Source organism: Herbiconiux sp. VKM Ac-1786, from assembly GCF_015350805.1.
Classification (GTDB): Bacteria; Actinomycetota; Actinomycetes; order Actinomycetales; family Microbacteriaceae; genus Herbiconiux.
On record NZ_JADKSG010000001.1, the window covers coordinates 378,592 to 398,873 of the forward strand.

General features: G+C 63.7%; 14 protein-coding genes. 7 read left to right on the forward strand and 7 right to left on the reverse strand.

Annotation, left to right across the window (positions count from 1 at the left end; translation table 11 throughout):
* Positions 1 to 11: 11 nt before the first annotated feature.
* Positions 12 to 1,103 (reverse strand): spermidine/putrescine ABC transporter substrate-binding protein, encoded by a 1,092-nt coding sequence (locus tag ITJ64_RS01835; protein ID WP_370544989.1) that lies wholly within the window; start codon positions 1,101 to 1,103, stop codon positions 12 to 14.
* Between the two features lie 145 nt (positions 1,104 to 1,248).
* Here ITJ64_RS01835 and ITJ64_RS01840 point away from each other — a divergent pair, with 145 nt between their 5' ends.
* Both ITJ64_RS01840 and ITJ64_RS01845 read left to right on the forward strand, forming a co-directional pair.
* Complete coding sequence (locus ITJ64_RS01840) at positions 1,249 to 2,481, forward strand: hypothetical protein (protein ID WP_194679099.1); 1,233 nt, start codon at positions 1,249 to 1,251, stop codon at positions 2,479 to 2,481.
* Positions 2,451 to 3,500 carry an SIS domain-containing protein gene (locus ITJ64_RS01845; RefSeq protein ID WP_194679101.1) on the forward strand — a complete coding sequence of 350 codons (1,050 nt, stop codon included), beginning with the start codon at positions 2,451 to 2,453 and terminating at the stop codon, positions 3,498 to 3,500. The genes ITJ64_RS01840 and ITJ64_RS01845 overlap by 31 nt, the downstream gene beginning before the upstream one ends.
* A 20-nt stretch (positions 3,501 to 3,520) precedes the next feature.
* On the opposite strand, the gene ITJ64_RS01850 is transcribed toward ITJ64_RS01845, so the two are convergent.
* The 6 genes from ITJ64_RS01850 to ITJ64_RS01875 all read right to left on the reverse strand — a co-directional run bounded on the left by ITJ64_RS01850 (position 3,521) and on the right by ITJ64_RS01875 (position 9,379).
* Positions 3,521 to 3,877 (reverse strand): hypothetical protein, encoded by a 357-nt coding sequence (locus ITJ64_RS01850; RefSeq protein ID WP_194679102.1) that lies wholly within the window; start codon positions 3,875 to 3,877, stop codon positions 3,521 to 3,523.
* Between the two features lie 86 nt (positions 3,878 to 3,963).
* Entirely contained in the window at positions 3,964 to 4,335 is a 372-nt protein-coding gene (locus ITJ64_RS01855) for a CrcB family protein (RefSeq protein WP_370544990.1), read from the reverse strand.
* Positions 4,332 to 4,844, reverse strand: a complete 513-nt coding sequence (locus ITJ64_RS01860; RefSeq protein ID WP_194679104.1) for a CrcB family protein — start codon at positions 4,842 to 4,844, stop codon at positions 4,332 to 4,334. Before ITJ64_RS01860 ends, ITJ64_RS01855 begins: the two co-directional genes overlap by 4 nt.
* Positions 4,845 to 5,277: 433 nt before the next feature.
* Positions 5,278 to 6,672: a response regulator gene (locus ITJ64_RS01865; RefSeq protein WP_194679106.1), complete on the reverse strand. Its 1,395-nt coding sequence runs from the start codon at positions 6,670 to 6,672 to the stop codon at positions 5,278 to 5,280.
* Complete coding sequence (locus tag ITJ64_RS01870) at positions 6,669 to 7,322, reverse strand: HAMP domain-containing sensor histidine kinase (protein ID WP_194679108.1); 654 nt, start codon at positions 7,320 to 7,322, stop codon at positions 6,669 to 6,671. The genes ITJ64_RS01865 and ITJ64_RS01870 overlap by 4 nt, the downstream gene beginning before the upstream one ends.
* A gap of 215 nt (positions 7,323 to 7,537) precedes the next feature.
* Positions 7,538 to 9,379 carry a hypothetical protein gene (locus ITJ64_RS01875; RefSeq protein ID WP_194679110.1) on the reverse strand — a complete coding sequence of 614 codons (1,842 nt, stop codon included), beginning with the start codon at positions 9,377 to 9,379 and terminating at the stop codon, positions 7,538 to 7,540.
* Positions 9,380 to 9,832: 453 nt separating this feature from the next.
* On the opposite strand from ITJ64_RS01875, the gene ITJ64_RS01880 reads away from it, so the two are divergent.
* From ITJ64_RS01880 to ITJ64_RS01895, 5 genes are all read left to right on the forward strand, one after another.
* Complete coding sequence (locus ITJ64_RS01880; RefSeq protein ID WP_194679112.1) at positions 9,833 to 14,128, forward strand: NACHT domain-containing protein; 4,296 nt, start codon at positions 9,833 to 9,835, stop codon at positions 14,126 to 14,128.
* A gap of 358 nt (positions 14,129 to 14,486) precedes the next feature.
* Positions 14,487 to 17,735 carry an ATP-binding protein gene (locus ITJ64_RS01885; protein ID WP_194679114.1) on the forward strand — a complete coding sequence of 1,083 codons (3,249 nt, stop codon included), beginning with the start codon at positions 14,487 to 14,489 and terminating at the stop codon, positions 17,733 to 17,735.
* Positions 17,736 to 18,291: 556 nt separating this feature from the next.
* Positions 18,292 to 18,471: an Arm DNA-binding domain-containing protein gene (locus tag ITJ64_RS18745; protein ID WP_370544991.1), complete on the forward strand. Its 180-nt coding sequence runs from the start codon at positions 18,292 to 18,294 to the stop codon at positions 18,469 to 18,471.
* Positions 18,472 to 18,491: 20 nt separating this feature from the next.
* Complete coding sequence (locus ITJ64_RS18750) at positions 18,492 to 19,400, forward strand: tyrosine-type recombinase/integrase (RefSeq protein WP_370544992.1); 909 nt, start codon at positions 18,492 to 18,494, stop codon at positions 19,398 to 19,400.
* Between the two features lie 119 nt (positions 19,401 to 19,519).
* Positions 19,520 to 20,260: a type IV toxin-antitoxin system AbiEi family antitoxin domain-containing protein gene (locus tag ITJ64_RS01895; protein WP_194679116.1), complete on the forward strand. Its 741-nt coding sequence runs from the start codon at positions 19,520 to 19,522 to the stop codon at positions 20,258 to 20,260.
* Positions 20,261 to 20,282: the final 22 nt, after the last annotated feature.

Here is a 20,282-nt window from a genome sequence, read left to right on the forward strand (position 1 = left end):
GCGGGGCTCGGTCAGCCGGCGGCCATGATCTCGGTGGCGAGGCGGGTGTACTCGGTGCCGAACTCGCCCACGTCGACCACCGTCTCACCCTTCAGCAGCTCCGACGGCGGCAGGGCGAGGTTCGGGAACTGCTCGACCAGCGCGGGGTCGAGGGAGTCGATCGCCGCCTTGTTCGGCACGGAGTACAGGATCGACTCGGCGACGTACTTCTGCACGTCGGCCTCGAGGATGTAGTTCACGAAGGCCATCGCGGCCTCCTTGTTCTTTGAGCTCTTCAGCACCGTCATGGTGTCGACCCAGAGGTCGCTGCCCTCCTCGGGCACCACGAACTCGACCGTCGGGTCCTCGGCGATGGCGTAGTTGCACCAGCCGTCCCAGGCCTCGACCATGGCCGCCTCGCCCGAGACGAGCTTGCTGTAGAAGGTGGTGTCGTCGAAGGCGAGCAGGGTGTCCTTCGTCGACTCCATCTGCTCCTTGACCTTCTCGAGCACGGCCGGGTCGGTGGAGTTGACGGACTCGCCGAGCACCTTGAGCGCGGGCAGCGCCATCCAGCGCTCGGTCGAGAGCATCGTCGTCTTGCCCTCGAGCTCTGGCACCGGGTTCAGCAGGTCGTTCCACGAGGTGGGCGCGAAGCCGGTGAGGTCGGGCCGGTAGCAGAGGCCGGTGGTGCCCCAGGCGTAGGGCTCGGAGTAGACGTTGCCCTCGTCGTAGGCGAGCTCGAGGGCCTCGGGGTAGAGGTTCTCCTCGTTCGGGATGAGCGACTTCTCGAGCTCCTGCAGCAGCCCCGCCTCGTTCAGCGCCTGGGCGTACTGCCCCGACACGAAGGCGACGTCGATGCCGGGGTCGCCGCTGGCGGTGAGCTTCGCGACGATCTCCTCGTTGGTGGCGTGGTTCACGATCGTGACCGGGATGCCGGTCTCGGCCTCGAAGTCCTCCGCGAGGGTCTCGGGGTAGTAGTCGGCCCAGATGCTGACGACGAGACTCTGCTCGCTGAGGTCGGCCTCGGGGTCGATGGCCTCGGAGGAACTGCTCGCGCACGAGGACAGCGAGAGCGCGGTCACCGCCGCTCCGGCGAGCACTGCTGCGGACTTTCGGAAACGCACGGTTGCCTCCTGGTCGGGTCGCGAGAACTGAGTTGGCCGATTGTTGCACCGTCGAGCAAGGAATCACAATGCCCACGAGACGCCTGATCGGCGGAATTTACATGATTGTTCGAATTGGGGTTCAAGGAATGGATAGCCTGGGCGGGTGGACATCCGCCTTCCCACCGCCTCGGGCGCGGTGACGCTGACCGGGGCAGAGCTGCGCGTCGTCGACGGCTCGGGAGCCGCAGCCCGGGCGGGCTCGGGCGTGGGAGCGGAGCTCGTCACGATGGCGCTGGGCGGGCATCCGCCGCTCGTCGACGCCGGCACGGCACGGGTCGTCGCCGCCGGCCCGCCGCGACCACCGGGGGCGGGTGTCGAGCGCGACCTCGGCGTCGACATGACGAACTGGGCCGTGGTCGTCGACGAGGCGTTCCTCGTGAAGGTCGTGCGCGACTGGGGCGGGGCCGAGCGCTCGGTGCGCCAGCTCGACCGGCTCGCCGCCGCCGGCGCCGATTTCGTGCCGCGAACCGCGGGGCGCATCGAGTGGACGGTGCCCGGCCTCGGCACCACCACCGTCGCCGTCGTGAGCGAGTACGTGGCGGGCGCGAGCGACGGCTGGACCTGGGCGGTCGACGACCTGCTCGAGCACCTAGGCGGCGGGCCGGCGCCGTCGTGGCCCGCGGAGCTCGGCGCGCTGACGGCCCGGCTGCACCTGGCTCTGTCGGCAGGTCACGTCGCGCCGTCCGCGGCCACGAGTCCCGGAGGACCGATCCGGCACCGCGTGCACGCCGCCCTCGACCGGGCCGCCGAGGTGGCGACAGGCGACACGTCGGTGCGCCTGGCGAACCGGATGCCCGCCCTGCGCTCGCTCGCCGACACACTGCCCGACACGGTGGCCGGGCGCCTCATCCCCGTGCACGGCGACCTGCACGTGGGGCAGTTCCTGCGCCGGCCCGATCCCGCCTCGCCCCGCTACCTCGTGGTCGACCTGGACGGCGATCCGCAGACCGTGCCCGCCTCCCTGCTCGTCGACGAGCTCGAACCCGCCGCGGTCGACGTCGCCCACCTGCTGGTGTCGGTCGACCTGGTCGGCTCCATCGCCCAGCGCCGCCTCGGCCGAGCGGATGCCCGGGCCACCGCCTGGGCCTTTGACGCGCGGGCGCAGCTGCTCGCCGCGTACCGCACCGGACTGCACGACGCCGGCGCCGATGACCTGCTCGACGACCGGCTCCTGCCCGCGCTCGAGGTGGAGCAGTTCGCTCGCGAGCTCAGCTACGCGGCGCGCTTCCTGCCGCGCTGGAACTACGCCCCCGACGCGGGGATCACCGCGCGCTGGGCCCCGACCGCCGACCGAGAGGACCCGCCGTGGACCCCGCCCGCTTCGCCGACGACCTGACAGCCGTCCCGGGCGCCCTGCGCCGCCTCGCCGACGCGCTCACCGACGGACTCCCGGGCCTCGAGCGCGCCCGCACCCTGCTCGCGTCGCCGCGGCTGCGCGTGCTCGTCCTCGGCATGGGCTCGAGCGCCTACGCGGCGGCCGTCGTCGCCCGTGAGGCGCGGAGCCTCGGCCGCGACGTCGTGGTCGAGCTCGCCAGCACGGCGCTGCTCCCGCCGCCCGCCGACGACCTCGTGGTCGTGGCCGTCTCGGCCACCGGGGGCAGCGCCGAGGTGCTCGAGGCCATCGAGCCGTATCGCGGAACCGGGCGACTGATTGCGGTCACGAACGTCGACGACTCACCGCTCGCCGTCCGCGCCGACCTCGTCGTGCCGCTGGTCGCCGGGGTCGAGGCGAGCGGGGTGTCGTGCCGCACCTTCCGGCACACGCTCGTGGTGCTGGGGGCGCTGCTGAGGCCGGCCGTCCCGGCGGGGCGCGCCACGACCGCCGGGCCCGGCGTGCCGGAGCTGCTCGGGGTGCGCGACCCGGCCACCCTGGCGCGCGACGCCGCGGCGAGCGCCGACGAGCTGCTCGGCTCGGCGGCATCCTGGATCGACGACGCCGACCGCCTGCTCGGCGGCCCCGACGGCACCTTCCTGCTCGCCCCGGTCGAGCGTCTCTCGTCGGCGCAGCAGTCGGCGCTGATGCTGCGCGAGGTGCCGCGCCGGCCCGCCTGGGCGAGCGAGACCGGGGACTGGTCGCACGTCGACGTCTACCTGTCGAAGACGCTCGACTACCGGGCGCTGCTGTTCGCCGGGTCGACATGGGATGCGCCGGCGCTGGAGTGGCTCGACTCGCGCCGGGCGACGGTCGTGCTGGTGGGCTCCTCCCCCGTCACGTCTGCCGGCCTGCACGTGCGCTACCGCGGCGACGACGACCCCGCGGTCGCGCTGCTCGTCGAACCCCTGGTCGCCGAACTCCTCGCCGCCCGCTGGCACCGCGCCGACCCGGAGTTCGGCTGGAGCCGCTCACTCAGCTGAGCACCGAGCGGTCCTCGCGCCTAGAGGTCTTCGCTCCACGACCCCGCGTCGTCGTCGCTTCCACCCTCTGACGGCGACGACGACGCCCGGCCGCCCGGGGAGCCGAAGCGCAGCCGCAGCATCTCGTCGCGGAAGTGGGCGATCAGCGGCTCGTCCTCGATCTCCTCGAAGCCGCTCGGCTCGGTGTCCGACACGAGCTGGCTCGCAGGCCCCACGAGGAACGTCGAGCGGCCCACTCCCCCGTCGCCCAGCCGCGTCGGGATCTCGACCGTGGCCGAGGTGCCGGCCTTGGCCAGCGCCTCCGCGTACTCCAGCAGCGCCTTGGCGATCGCCGTGCCCGTGAGGATCGAGTCGCCGGCGTAGAAGATCCTGTCCATGCCTCCACCCCACCTGGAACGCCGTCTCGCTCCAACAGGGTTGACGCCTCCCGCCGGCAGACGCTACCGCGCCTCGTCACACAGCCTCAGAGCGAGAACCCGAGGGCGGCCGCCGAGACGGAGAGGAAGCCGACGACCCCCGCGTCGATCAGAGCCGGCCCCCACCTCCGCCCGCGGATCAGGTCGGCAGCATCGACACTGGCCGTGCTGAACGTCGTGTACCCGCCGAGCAGGCCGGTACCGATGACGGCCACCCACGCCGGCGCGTAGGAGGTGGTCGCCGAGCTCATCACCAGGCCGAGGAGGAACGAGCCCGACACGTTGATCACGGCGGTGCCGATCGGGAATGCCATCCCGGAGCACTCCTGGATGTGGCCCCCGACGACCAGCCGGGCGACCGCGCCGACCCCTCCCGCCAGAGCGATGGCGAGGACGGTCAGCAGCGTGAACGACGTCACGACGACCCCGGCGTCCGCGCCCCGGCGGCGTGCGCTCGGCCGCGGGTGATCCGCTCCACCAGCGCCCGGCCGGCGAGAGCGGCTGCGACGCCGGTGACGAGGCTCCCGACGGCGTACAGCGCGGCGTCGCCCACCGACCCGCGAGACGCCGCCGCGGCGGCTCCCACAGCGAACGACCCGTACGTCGTGAACCCGCCCATGAACCCGGTGCCGACGACGAGCCGCACCCGGCGCCGGAACATCGGTGTGCCCCGCCGCGCGACGAGCGCCGCGTAGACGACCGCGAGTGCGAACGACCCCACGACGTTGATGACGAACGTCGTGTGGAGCACGAGATCGTGCGGCGTCGCCAGGTCGAGCGACTCCCGCGCGACGGTGCCGACCGCTCCGCCGACGAACACCATCGCGACCGCCGACCACGAGCGGTGGTCGGGCGTCATCCCGTGCGGGGTGGGGGCCATCGTGCCCGTGGGCGGTGCCGCCGTGATCGATCCCGATGCCCGCACCATCAGCAGCCCCCCGTGTCGTCGTCACGACCATCATCGGAGGAGCGGCACGACGGGCCACCCGACAAACGTCGGGACTTGGACCGCCGAGGCGGTGCCCCTGGAGGGACTCGAACTCGTTAGGTAGGCCCGCGACACCTTGGCAAACCCGCAACTTCCGCGTATTTCCGCGGTTCTTGAATCATATCGATGCCCCTGAATCAGGCTTTCTTGAAACCAATTGTGGGCAAAATGTGGGCATGGAATCGAACGCTTCGTCCTGTTACCATCGTGACGCATCAGGACATCGCTAACGTCCGTTAGCAAGTCGGGATCCGTCTGGGCCACGAGAATTCCTGAGGGCTTTGCCTCCTTAAACAGTGCGGACAATGGAACTGATGCACGCAAAGAGGCGCAGTCGGTCGCCTTGTAGATTCCTCAGCTGGAAGACCTAGCTTCAGCGCAGCGCGTCTGCCGCACTGCGCGCGACTGCAAGCGCGACCGGAGCGGGAACTCCGCGCTTCAAGTGCCGAATCGCGTGCGCGTACGAGACGGCCATGAACTGCTCGCGCCCCGCTTCCCTCACCCCCCACTCGCGACAGCGAGCACGAGTCTCACGGAGTTCACCGTTCGGCAAGTAGTCGCCGTCCGCCCAGCGCTCATAGTCGAACGAACTTCCACGTGCCACCAGAGGCGAGCCAGGATGGAACATGAGGCTCATCTCGAGGGTGATCGGATCTTCGCCTGCCGGCCCATTTCCTGTGTAAGCGAAATCGACCATCATCGGCCGACCTCCATCCACCACGAGAACGTTCTCGCCGTGAAGATCTCCGTGACAGACGCGCGATCTCATGTCAAGAGTGAGCGATTCCACATCCGAAAATTCGTCAACCGAGGCTCCCGCCGATATCAGCTCGGCATCAGACAGATGTGCACGTCTAAGGTCTGCAACGGTCACGCTCGACGTGTCGCCGACGTTCCACGGCACCAGCGTCAGTTGAAGTTTGCTAATTACGCTCGAGCCCGCACCGTCGTCGACTGCAGCCAGGTCGAAGAGAGTCGTCGGATTTGACGCCAAGCTTGAGAAATACGCAGCGCGGTCACGGAGTCCTGCACTGAGAGTTTCAATTGTCGGCGCCCAGTTGCTCGCATCCAGATAGCCCTCGACCCACAAACGCCGACGTTCCAATTCGTCGAGGACCCACTCTCTCGCGTCGGCCTTCACAAAGGCACGCATTTCGGGCGCGCCGAGGCGCCGCATGGTGACAATCGCGTTTGTCGATCCGGATAGCCCGCCCGCACGGGTGACTTCAACCTCCGTCATCCCACGATCCACCGCGAACTGTGAGATGGCTCGCCGGAGGAGCAAGTCGAGGTCGGTCGGGGCCGTGAATTCAAGCCCAACAATCTTCAACTGTCCCTCTTGAATCGGTCTTAGCCGATTGGTGAATTCGCCCTCGACGCCTTTGACGACGGCTTGGCACATGCGCAACGCTGGGACACCATGGGCTGCAGCAGGCGATGCTCCGGAGGTGTAAGGCTCAGTGTCTTCGATTGTGCCGAACGCCGACAGAATGATGACAGGCGTACCTGGCTGAGATTCGCGCAGTTTTGCCACAACCGCGAGCCCGTTCGTCTCACTGAGTGAAAGATCGCGGGGTTTAGCCGGAATTCTCAAGTCGCACACCGCGAGGTCGTAGACATTCGCCGCCATAAGCTCCAGGGCGGACTGAGTATCGCCCGCCCAGTGCACTACCGCGTCGGGCATCATGTCGGCGATGTCCGCCTCGGCTGCCCTGCGGCTGTCCGCATTGTCTTCGACCAGCAGTACGTCGAATCGATCCGGGCTCATTGTGGCCACCTTGCTTCTGCGGACGTCCCCGCATCCTTTCGTGGGCGCAGCATGATGGTGCCCCCCAAAGACTTCATCGCTTGCACGGCCGTCGGAAGGCCGAGGCCGAAGTGGCCAGCTTCACTGCGGGAAGTTGTCCCAATTTCTAAGGCTGCGGCCAAGCCGTCCGGGGGAAGACCCTCACCGTCATCTAGCACTGCAATCCAGGCTTCTGCATCATTCCGCCCCCAGTTGATTACGACCAAATCCCTGACCGCGGCGCTAGCCTCGACAGCGTTCCTTATAAGGTTGGCGAAGGCAAGTGAAATCAAAGTTGGATCGCCTTCGACGAGGACGGGGTCGGACCGGCCAAGGATGACCTCTTTCGCCAGCCCCTCGCTACTGACCTGGGACGCGACCACTTCACTCAGATCAAACTGCGTGACCCGCGGCGATTGTGCCGCCTCTCCTAGATCTTGCAGCGCCTCAAGGAGTTCACCCATTCTGACTAATTCGACACGAATCGCGCTCGTTTCATAGCCATCGCCGACGTCACTTTTGGCGGCGCGGCCGATCGCCTGCACCACGGGGCGAACTTCGTGAAGCACCCGCTTGGTAGCGATCTGCAGCGCTTGCGCCTGCACCGCAGGCACCCCTTCCTGGGCCGTCATAGATTCAGTCGTGACATCTGGCAGCAAAGCCCCCGTGCTGAGCATCGATATCACTCGATCCAGCACTCGTTGAGTCCAGGAGTCCGTCTCGCGAGCGCGAGACGTCGCAACGAGGTCCAGATCCTCTGCTACCGCACACTCCAGTAGCGAGCGAGCGGCGCGCAGCCGAGTCGTCGCGGAGTCGTCCCTTAGTGCTTCGATGGCTTCAACGCGATTCACCTCGCAGCGCCGCCGAGGCCGTAGAACTGGGCTCGCGTTTCGAAGGCCGCGCGCCCACCCTCCATCAGCTCCGAGATGGCGCTGACGATTGGTGAATCCTCCAGCGATCCCGATGCAGCCGCTCTTCCTCGTTCTCCGTCGGAATCCATAAGAATCACGCGAGCCGCGTCGCCAAGTACCGGGATGTTGGCGTTATGCGACGAAAAGATTGTCTGAGCGCTCCCGCGGCGTTCGCGTACCGCTGCTATCAGGGTCGACACGATGAACGCATTGTCTAGATGGTCTTCCGGCTGATCCACTACAAGCACGGTATTCGGCAACGCAAGAAGAATTGGTAAGACCACGGTGCATCGTTGGCCAATCGACAGATGCTGGATTGGTTTGTACTCCGGGCCGTCAAGCAACTCGAGTGAGACGTCGTCTTCGACGTCGATCGCGACTATGGCACCGACCCCACCTTGTTTCAGGGCCGCGAGGACAGAAGAAGCGCGGTCAGCGGGAAGACCAGTCGCTCGAGCAAGATCCTCGAATGCACCAGTCTCAGTCCATTCCACCAGTTCGAATGGAGCGACAGATGTGGCAAGTGATGGGGCCAGGTTGTTGTAGTGGAGGCCACTCCCACGTAACGACGCGACGATCGCCGAAATGTAGGATTCGAGACGTTCCCCCGCGGACACTTTCACACGAATCTGTGGGCCCAGTTGAGCGTTGAGCAATTCGGCTACACCCTGTCTCGAGGTGAGCCGATCCGCCCGCTTTGCTGAAAGCGACTCGTAGGAAGCCCGGCGCCGTTGCTTCGTTAGATCGAGCCGCCTCACGAATTCGGATCGCCTTGCATGGAGCGCGTCAAGCTGTCCTTTAATCTCTTCAAGCTGTTGAACGCGCCGCGTCGCCTGGCTAAGACCGTCCTGGGCCGAGTCGAGTCGTTGTCGAAGTGCGCGTGAACTCGCGTCAAGCTCGGCGCGGTGTCCAACCACGGTTTGGGCTTCGCGAGTCAGCGCGGAGACAGCTTCCTCGAACTGGACCGCGGCTTGTTCTAGCAACAGCCGCGCGCGATTGACGCGCTCGGCGCTAGCTGTCTCTGAAACGGTATTCGCAATACTTTCAGCTACCTCTACAGCGCGATCCCGCGTCTCAGAGGCCCGAGCACTTAGCTCGACTACCGATTCCCTCGCGTAGAGAAGCGCGTTCTCGCGACGCGCGAGCTCGGCGAGGCGGGTCTGTGCGCCAGTGAGGGCTTCCTGGTCAGCAAGTGTTGCGGTTGAACTCGAAAGAAGCGCCTCCTGGGCGCCACGTGCTTCCCCCAACTGGGTGTCGACCGCAGTGGCGCCGGATAGCGACTCGTTTGCCTTGTCCAATTCCGCCAGACCAGACGCGATCTCGTCCGTTAGCGAGGCGGCGAGGGCGCCGGCAGCGAGAATTTCGGCTGCGGTATCCCGCGCAGTGGGCAGGAACCGATCCAACAGAGCGATTCGACCGTCAGGGCTGACGCCGATTGATTCGATCTCACTCTGGGCCAGAACAGTGCAAGCAGGCGAGACGGTGCCCGAACTAGTCACGCCCTCCGCAGTCCTCGTGAGCGTCCAACGCTCGTCACCCTCCCTCAGCGTGAGCGTTACCGCGCCGCCATCAAGTGTCGCTACAGCTTGCTGCTCGCCCTTCGTGCCGGCATCAGTTGTGAACGAGCCCGCGTCCAACGCGTATCTGATCAACTCGATGACAGACGTCTTGCCAGTGCCCCGTGCGCCGATCAAGACGTTGAGAGCCGGATCCAGGGAAACATCGAAATCGGCAAGAAATCCTTCGTGCTCAACTTCGATCCGCTCGATGAATGCCATTTTCGCCCTCCACTGGTCTAGGACAACATCCTTCCATTTAGATTCCTCAGCCGCGCGCTACGGACGATCACTATCGAAATGAGCTCCGTCGTTGCAGAACCGTCACGTCGTCCTCCAGAGGAGAAGTCGCGTTGTGGTCCGTTGGGGCCGGACCTTCGAGCAACTTCGGATCTCCTCACTCACGGAGACGCTGCCGCATTATCGCCGGTGCCGTGTCTTAACACAGCGAGTGCTTCGCGAACCCCCGACCGGGCTCCGTCGGAACCGGTATTCGCCCGACGGCCTCATCATCGAACGCTGGCGACAAATGCGCCCTATCGGTCGCGTTTCGGCGATGATCGACTTGGAGAATGCCACATTCAATCACGGAGTAGGAGTGCGTACGTGGTGCTTGCTGGGGGTGCAGCCGACAAAGTCGGTGGAGTAATGGAGAGCACGTGGACCGTCTTGCGTATGACCGAGATCCTCGACGGGACAGCATCTGCCATGACGGTGGAACCCGTCGCAGGCGATGGAGCAGAGCTCTGGGTAGACCACGCCGGCCAGAGGAGCTTCGATCAGGTCAAGTTCCGGTCGTCGCGTTCCTGGACGATCGGACGTTTGACTAGCGACGGAGTACTGCCGAAGGTGCTTCCCCACCTGCGTGCGGGAGCCGCGATTACTCTCGTTATCACTAGCGCGTCCGATGAACTCGATCGACTGATCGCTTACGCGAAGGCGTCCGAAAGTTCTGCAGTCTTCGAGAGTGTCGCGTCCGAGAACCGTATTCTCGTCGACCGACTTTCCTCGTCATGGCATGCAGAGATCGAGGAGACTTGGCAGTATCTCCGCTCCATCACAGTGAGACATGAGAATCTCGAACGGCTCGAGGAGCTCGTCCGGCTGAAGCTCGGAACACTGATCCGCGGCGACGGCCGAGAGGTCGCCGACCTACTGGCTTCGTGGATACCCAAAATCTTGCATCGCGAGATCACTGCGCGGGACATACTCGACATGCTCGAGAAGCGCGGATTCCCCGCAAAACCGGCCGCTGACCACGGAAGCGCCATGCTGAAATTGCGCGAGACGGTACAGCGGCAGGTAGCGCGAGTGCACGATTCGCTTCCTCCACTCGGCGCCATCGAACGACACGAGAAGTCGATTATCATCGATCACCTCACGCGAGAGAATGGACCGCGAATAGTCATCGTTCACGGCAAGGCCGGGTCCGGAAAGTCAGCACTCACTGCAGCAGTCGCATCAGATATCTTCGACCGCGGCCACCCAGTGGCAGCGGCGCGCATGGATCGCGTTCCCGAACACGTGTCGACCGCGCGGCAACTCGGCGGCATCATCGACTTGGATGACTCACCCGTGATCCTTATCTATGAGGCACGCAGGGATAGCCGTCCGGGCCTTCTTCTCGTCGACCAACTCGACGCCGTTAGCACGTATAGCGGCAGGATGCCCGACACCTTCGACGCCGTCTCAGACCTAATCCACCAGAGTCGGGCCCTTCGACACGTCAAACTCCTCCTGGCCGTTAGGACGATCGACCTCGAACAGGACCCGCGGATGCGTCGTCTCGCGCAGGACTCGGACGTGGAAACCGTCGAGGTTGGCGACCTCGATCCCGAGGACGTTGCAACCTACCTTCGTGACCTTGGGTACGACCCGACCACGCTAAGCCCACAGACTCTCGATCTACTCCGAGTGCCGATCCACCTGTACGTGTTCTGTCAGCTCGAGCGTGAAGACCGCACACAGGCATTTCAAGCACTGCCCGACCTATATTCGTCCTACACAACGACGTTCCGAAACCGACTGCATCACCGCGGTCTCGATGACCACTGGGCAGCGACTTCGAAGATCCTTGTGGAGAGAATGAGTCAGGACGAAACGCTGAGCGCCCCGAAAGCGATACTCAACGCGCTCCCACCGTTGTACATTGATGCGCTGATTTCCGAGAACGTGCTCATCGACGACAACGGACGGGTCGCATTCTTTCACGAGACATTCTTCGACTTTCTGTTCGCTCGATCTTTCAGCCATCGTGGTGAGGATCTGGTCCAATCGTTCGTCGCGAGCGGACAGGGTCTATTCCGGCGCTCGCAGCTTCGCCAGGTTCTGGCCTATATCGCGTCGCGGGAGCCGCTGATTTTGACATCTCAGGTCCTCGCGATCGCGCGGAGCGAAATGCGTCCGCACCTCGTCGCGACGGCTCTCACCGTGCTACCTCAGAGCACTCCACAGGACGGTGACTGGGACTTACTGGAGCCCACGCTCATGAATCCCGGGCTGCTCGGGGAAGCGGTCCAAGGCCTTCTTCGAGTGCCTGCTTGGTTCGACGAGGCCGATCGGCTAGGACGCATCGAGGCACTACTAGACCAAGAGGACTCCGCTCACAGCACGCTCGCTGCGGTAATCACGCACGTGTCGAGGGTGTCCGGTCGCGTCCGAGCATTGATCGCCCCGCTACTTGCTGAGGCCACGTCCTACACGTCGGCCCTTCGGCAGGTGTTCGACCATGCCGAGTCGTCCGCATCAGTGGATTATGCCCTCGAGTTGCTGAGTAACGGCGCCCTCGATGGAGATGACGGGGACTTCTTCGATCCCCTGGGAGCCAGGCTCTTCTACCGCCTGAATGAGTCTTCTCCTCTGGGAGTTATCGAGCTTCTTAGGGTCGTCCTTGAGCGAGCGATCCGGATTGCAGACCAACGGGGTGAATTTGATCCGTTTGCAGCGGGGATCGTGTCAGGCAAAGTACGGATCAGAGGCCTGAAGGAAATCGCAGCGGCCCATCCCATGGAATTCGTAGGCGCAGTGGGTCCACTGGTCCTCCGCCTCGGCGACGAGCGCCAAGACTCAATTGAGCGAGCGTCCGGGACACGATGGAGATGGGTCATCAGGTCCAACCACCATGAATTCGTCGACGAGCTGTTCTTTGCCTACCGGGAAGCTCTCCGAGAACTCGCCCGCAGGAAGCCCGATGCGCTCTGGCCGATTCTCGATGACTTCGACCAACGGCGATCGCGCGCATTTGATTTCCTGACCGCGTTCGCACTTCGATCCGCTCCAGCAGACAAAGCTGTGGACTGGTTGCTTGCGGATGAGTCACACCTGCAGGTCGGATGGTCGGACAGTTCACATTGGGAGTCGCGACGATTGATCGAGCGAGCAAGTAGACGCTGTTCGGAGGTGTCTTTTCGCGCACTCGAAATCGCGCTGATGAACTATGTGACGCCGAATGAGCGCCGCGCACATAACTTGCGCTGGCGAGGGATGACGGAGTTAGAGTTTCTGACCGCGCTATCCGCGGAGCGCATCCAGGACTCAACTTCGTCGCGCATTGCCGAGCTCCGGAGAAAGTTCCCCAACTGGACGCCCCGTGCACCACGAGGGGTAATTAGCGGCACAGTCGCTTCTCCAATCCCTCCGGGTGCTCCAGAAAAGATGACTGATACCCAATGGGTATCAGCTCTCCAGCGCTACCCCGATCAGCACGACAGTTCCCGATGGCTAGCAGGCGGCTCATGGGAACTCTCGCAGGACCTCGCTCGTGTCGCTGGAGCCGACCCGCCGCGCTTCACAGCACTTGCCCTCACCTTCCCCCCGAGTATGGTTCCCGAATACGGCGCGAGCATTCTACGCAGTGTGGCCGATCACATCGACGAACGCTCACTGACTCAGTTGTGCTGGAAGCTCGTCGCAGACCACCCCGCGCACGCAAGCCGCCCGATCCTCGACGTCATCGATACGCTCTCGGAACCGCTCAGTGATGACATGCTTGATCTACTCCGGCTCGCTGCGGCGGACAGCGATCCAGACGCGCCCGAATCGGGGGAGGCCGCGTCCGACGCATCGGAAAGCGATCTCACCACCATCGGCCTGAATTGCGTTCGCGGCCGGGCGGCGTGGACCATTGCGCGCCTGCTATTCAGAGACCCAAGTCAGGCCAGCCGTTTGGAGCCACTGGTCAGCGAACTCGTCGGTGACATCGTCCCCGCCGTCCGCGTCATGGCGGCAGAGGCCATACTTGCACTCTCAAACGCAGACCGCGTGCGAGCACTCGAACTCGCCCGGAGGATCCTGAACGGTGACGATGAACTCTTCGCCGCACGGCCCGTCCTTCAGCTGCTTCGTTACTGCGTCCTCTGGGAGCCGGATGAGTTCGCATCCGCGCTCGACAGAGCACTCGTGGGCCCTGACCAGGAAGCTGCAGGAGCCGTGTGGGTGAACAGTCATGTCAACGGCGCGATCCGCTCGACCCGCTTCGGCGCATTCGCCGATTTGAGCGAGTCTGCACGCGCGGGCGCTGCGGCAGCACTCTGCAGAAATCCCGCGCTTGACCCAGACCTCGTAGTCGATATTTTCTCAGATGAGTCCTCGGTGGTGCGCGGGAAGGCGACGGCCGCGATCCAAGAACTGGACTCGATAGATGAGAAACTCGCGAGTGAATTGTTGACGCGATACATAGAAAGCGAGGCTCTTCCAAGCGCCATTGAGTTCGCGCTCGCCGCCCTTGAAAGTGCAACATTCCTCCTCCCGTCGGTCTCCCTCAATCTGTGTAGTCGTGCCCTCTCGATATTGGAAGACGCACCAAAAGAGCAGCGTCACTGGATCGACTGGTCTCACCTCGTGACTGTGCTCGTGCGGTTGTACCGGCAGAGCCCGAGCCTCCGGGAGGACTGTCTAGATCTGATCGATCGGTTGGTTCTACTTCGTGCATGGGGCATTGAACGCGAACTCGACTCACAAAGCGACTCATGAAAGACGCTTCCAAGTCCCGTATCTCCGCGGCTTTTTGAGTAGGGGCGGGAAACATGGACGAAGTCGGCCGCCCTGAGCAAAGTCCGTTCTGCTTGACTGGCCAAGAGCCGCGGCCTGACTGGCCAGATCGAACGCCCGATCAGTCGATCTGTGGCCTGCAGCGGAGGAGCACATGAATCTCATCGACCGAGTGCGCACGGGACTTGCGAATCCGAGATCGACAGTGGATCCAGTCGTGTTCGAGGAATTCGCTACTACCGTTCTCGGGGAGATATACCCCAATCTAGTTCCGGTCCGAGGTGGAACCGACTGGGGCTCAGATGCCGACCTCATTAGCGACTCAGGTGACCGAGTCTGGATGACCATCACCAGCTCTCCCTCTATCGAGGGCGCGCGCAAGAACCTGGCGAGCTCTCTCGATTCCCTGCTAGCGCACAATATGGACGGTTCGAAGGTGATAGCGGTTAGCCTCGCTTCGATTGACCGCCGAGCCCGAGATCGGCTCAAGGGCGCTGCGAGCGCCCGCGGCTTCGTCCTCGTGCAGACATACGATCGAAACTACTTTGGCGATCGCCTGCTCCGCCTCGGTGACTGGCGCGAGAAGCTCCTGGGTCTCCGTAGTGGCCCATACGCGCTGTCCTCGAAATCGCCGCGCGCCGTCTCAGTGACGCAGGACGATTTGGTTGGCCGAGAGGACCTCGTGGCGCGAATCGCCCAGGCAAATGGGGATGTGATCGTGGTCGGCCCGCCAGGGATTGGCAAGACAGCAGTCGTGGAAGCAGTCCAGGGCATCCGATTCATCGCGGACGAGGAGGCGACGACTGCGCAACTTCTAGGAGACATCATTGACGATGCGCCAACGGTGATCGCTGTCGATGATGCCGCGCGGATCACTACGATGCTTGCCCGACTCGACACGCTCCGGCGGGCTGAAAAGCTTCGATACCGTATAGTCGCCATCTGCTGGCCACAGCAGCTTGAAGAAATCGCGAATCATCTTCCCGGTGCGGAGCCAGTCGTGATCGATCCGCTCCCCCGGAGTTTCATTGGGGAGATCTGTCGCAGTCGCGGCATCCGGCGTCATGACCTCGTGGGACGCGTCGTCCTGCAAGCCCACGGTCGTCCAGGGTGGGCTGTCCGGCTGATCGAGACGTTTCTCGCCGACAAGACACGCAGCGACTTCTTCACTGGGCAAGCCGTCAACGGATGGGTCCGCGCCTACTTGCTCAGAGCTGGACTGCCCGCTGATTCGCTTTCGCTACTTTCGGTACTGAGCATGGTCGAGTACGTCGAGACAGACGATGTAGATCATCTCGCCAATCTGCTCGGCATGACCAGGCGTGAGCTCGCCGCCGCAGTCAACGCGCTCGCCGCTGGCGGTCTACTCGACGTTGAGGATGGACGCAACCAGACACTTCGCTACTCGGTCGTGCCTCCTCAAGTGCGCGCAAACCTGATCGCCGACGCCTATCTCGGCGAATTCATCCCCATCATCAGCGCTCGGACGCTCTACGACAGCTGGCCTGACCGACGTCTCGCAATCGCAGCGGGCATGGCGCACGCAGCGCGTGTGAGTGGCATGCACGACCATCCCCTAGTCACCGAGATCGCCCTCGCCGGACTAGTCGACGCAGCGCTTCCAGGTGATACTGGCCGCCTCATCCAGCATTGCCTGCTGCTCAACACGCCTACGGCGTCAGCCGCACTCGACGTTGTTGAGCGGGCCGTAGCCTCGATCAGCGTCGAGCACGCGACAAATCACTATGCTCTCGCCGTGATTGGCGGCCATGAACCGACGGCAACTGCACGATTCCTCGAATCTGTGCTGACTGGAGCATCGGTGACCACGAAAGTTGCCGGCTCCAGTGTCCAACGATTCGTGCAAGGTGTCCGCCAATTTGGCCCCGTCCCAGAGCCCGATATTGAAACCCTCCTGCGAACGGCAAGAGATGCGCAACGCTGGGCCTCTACTCACTCAAGCTTGCGCTCCGGGGAACTTCACGCGCAGATGGTCGCGGCTCTGCTCGCTCCTGTCTTCGACGCCACTTATCAGGCCCCCGATGCCGTCATGTCGATCAGTATGATCAGCGGTGTCCACAGCGTAGCGGGTATGGACACACTAGTCAGCGAAATCTGGCACCCATACTGCGCGGCCATCCCCGGGCAGCTCAGCCCCGGAGCAGCCCTCTCGTTGATCGCACTCGTCGGTGCGTGGGCACGTGCGGGGCGGGGGCACGGGGTGGCCCATAACGGAAAGATTCCTCGTGCCCAGCAGACAAGAGCGCGAGTGCACGGACGCTCTATCGGCAGATGGGTTCGCGACCATCTTCCGGATAACCCGTTCATCCGAGACAAGTTTCGCCGTAACGCGCTCCTGCTCGGCCTTGATCTTGTTGAGCCCGATTCCCTTGTCGCACGACTACTGCCGCCGCGCCACAAATCAGCGGACCGGTTGTCGGCGTTCGAAGAGCAAGCCACAGCAATCCGTTCGGCCATTGCGGATATGTCGATCGCTGAGGTTATGAACGAGGTCGTGATGCTCAAGCGCTACGAAGCTGAGGCACTGGGTGCGTCCGGCAGCCTTTGGAGGGTATGGCGCGCCGTCACCGACCTCCACGAAGATCTCTTACCTTGGCTCGGCGCCATTGAGTCGGCAGACCTTCTTGACGACGCCGCAGAACTAATCGGAGCTGCACACACACGATCCCAACTCAGCCGTGCTCGAATCAGCGAGTATATGGGGCACCCTGCCCTTCGTGGCGCTTTGGTGAGCGCAGCCCTGACAGGCGACGCCGAACATAGCGCGATCATCATGGCTGACATACTTCCGACTGACCTTCTCGGGTTCGAGTACGACATGGGTCGCATTGCGCCGACCGCGCTTCATGGTCTTCTCGGGCATGACAACGACGTGACGGCGGCGACCGCCGCTCTTCTAATGGCGGACCCTGAGCACGCAGAGCTCGTTGGGCTCAGACCCAGTACTCACGAATTATGGCGTTGCGCGGCATCCAAAATACGTCTGCCCTTTGCCGGCGCGACCACGGACACCGCTGCCCACTTACGCGGTCTCGCTTCTCTCGCACCCGATCTCTACGCCGAGTTGCTGCTCCGGCCCGATGCCACTGATCTAGACATCGGATATCAGATCCCGTGGAATGACGTCCAGCTGTCGGCCCCAGATCTACCAGGCAGCCTACGCAGGGCAATCTACCTTCACTGGCGAGAAAGCGTCGTATCGCACTATGCCCTTGCAGCCGTCACTGGCGCTGACATTGACTGGCTGCGAGGGTGCGTCGAGGACGGCATTGTCACGCCTAGTGCCGCGACTTGGCTGCAAGGTAGTGATGGTCCCGAGCCAACACTCGAGGAAATTGCTGCGCTCCTCATCCCGCACGGAGTCGCACCGCTCGCCATTGCGACGTCGATCGAACTGGGCACGCAGTGGGGAGAGGACTATGAACGAATCGAGACATACCTTGACCGATTCAACGGGATGTCCGACCATCAGGATGAAGGTGTCCGGGCAATGAGCGTGGCGGCCGTCGCTCACTACACTCCTAAGCTCGAGAAGGCACGCGCAGATGCTCGCCGACGTGCAATCTGACACAGCCTACGTAAGTGAAATCAAGCAGATCGCTACCTTCGCTCAACCGCATCCACACCGGCAACCGAGACCATTCCCCACGAGCCCCACCGGGCCACCGCGCTTATCACCGCTTCCTGCCGTTCTACTTCTCCATCATCTATCCCTTCTCATTTCAGCCCCTCTTCTCGCCTGTGCCACTGCCACCCCTTTACTTCCCAACCTCCGTCAGACAGCAACGATGTTTGGGGGAGGTTGGGAAGCGCGCTCTGCGCGGGGGTGGCGGTGGCACAGGCGAGAAGAGGGACAAACCGTTCCATTACCTATTCCCGCCCGAGGAATAGGTAATGGAATATCCACAAGCATTGAACCGAATGCGGAAATTCGATCCAGAGTCGAGCACACAACCTGCTTCCGTGCACTGCAGGGGGCCAAATACATGCCCCCTACGGGCGCCGCTCAGATGTCTCCCGTCCGTTACAGAATTGACCAGAGGGATCAGAGTCGAACCGCGGCGACGATAGCGTTTGGCGACAGGTAGCGGAGAAGGCAGAGGTGGCTAGAGATGGCAGGCAGCGTGACCCCGTACAGCACCTCGCAAGGCAAGCGATACCGCGTGCGGTACCGGAAGCCGGATCGCGCCCAGACGGACAAGCGGGGGTTCAAGACCAAGCGCGAGGCCGAGCTGTTCCTCGCCTCAGTGACGGTGTCAAAGGCGGCCGGTGACTACATTGATCCAGCTCTGGCTCGCGTCTAGGTCGGCGATCTCGCTCCTCTGTGGCTGCGCTCGAAGTTTTGGTGCTCAAGCCGTCGTCGTCAAAGCCGCTTGAGGTCGCATGGGGCGTTCATGTGTCAGAGCGATGGGGGCACCGCGAAATCTCCACCATCGTTCCCTCCGAGGTGCAGGTCTGGGTGAGCGAGCTGGCGGGTCGCCGGTCGCCTTCCGTGGTGATCCGAGCGCACGGAGTGCTCGCGGGCATCCTCGACATGGCCGTCATTGACCGTCGCCTTCCCCGGAACCCGGCGCGCGGAGTGAAGCTGCCCCGCAAGACCGGGAAGCTGAATCGCGTCTACCTCAGCCACGACCAAGTTCATACGCTCGCCGGCCTGTCTGCGCATCCGACGCTCGTGCTTTGCCTCGCCTACACCGGCATCCGTTGGGGAGAGGTGACCGCGCTGCGCGTTCGGCACATCAACTTCCTTCGGCGCCGGCTGAACGTCGAGGAGAACGCTGTGAAGGTTGGCGCCATCATCCACCTCGGCACGACCAAGGGGCATGAGCGTCGATCCGTGCCCTACCCGGAGCTGCTCAGCGCGGGCCTAGCCGAACAGTGCGCCGACAAGGGGCCCACGCAGCTCGTGTTCGGTGGCGGCACCTTCCACATGAAGTCGCCGGACTCCGTCGACGGATGGTTCGTGAACGCCGTCCGCCGCGCGCAACAGGCCAACCCCGACTTCCCCTTCCTCACCCCGCACGACCTTCGGCACACGGCCGCGTCGCTCGCGATCAGCAGCGGTGCGAACGTGAAAGCGGTGCAGCGGATGCTCGGCCACGCCTCGGCCGCTATGACCCTCGACACCTACGGGGATCTGTTCGACGACGACCTCGAGCTGGTGGCCGCAAAGATGCAGGACGCAGCACGCGAGGCGAGTGTCGGCAAGAGCTGGGCGATCAACCTGGCGTAAGCGAGTGCCGCGGGACTCGACATCTCTACCGCCGTGGCGAATCACTCGCCTTTCCTCCCCAGTGCTTACAAAATAACATTTGGGTGTAATATTAGAAGCGCGAGTGAGGAGGTAAAGCTATGCGTGCTGTTGATGCTCTGGAAGTTCTCGAACTGCTCGGTTCGACGCAGCGCGGTCTCGTGACGACCGCTCAGGCTCGCGAATCGGGCCTGTCGGGCGTAGACCTGACCCGCCTTACCGACTCCGGGAAGCTTCTCCGTGTCCGCCACGGCGTTTATGCGCTGCCCTCAGCGGGCGTGGACCGGCTGCAAGACTTGCGTGGGGCATGGCTAGCGGCCACGGCGAATGGGGACGTCGTCGTTTCTGGCGCCTCTGCGGCCGTTGTGCATCGGCTTGGTGACCTTGTCCCCGCGGCCCACGAGTTCACTGCCCCGGTGCGACGCCAGAGCACGCTGCCAGATCTCCGCTTCCATCGCGCCGAGTTGACAGACAACGATGTGACCGTGGTCGACGGGCTTCCGGTGACCACGGTGGTGCGTACGGCCGCTGACCTCGCGGCGGCGTCGCTGGATTCCGATCACCTCGCCAGCGTTCTCTCTGCCGCGGTCGAGGATCAGGATGTCGACGTAGAGGAACTCGCGCGGGCGCTCTCCCCATACGCCACGCGCTACGGGTTCGATTCGGGGCGAGCGCTTCTCGCAGAGGTCGCACCCGGATACCTGGCATCAGCACTCCGCAGCGTTGTTCGCGCGGCGGTCACTCGCTCACCCCAGTTTCGTAAGCAAGCTTTGAAGCTTCTCGAAGAATCAGATGGCGCGAAGACGCTGGTGTCACTCCTCGAGCAACGTTTTGCGTCATAGAGCGCCCCAACATTGGAGGAGA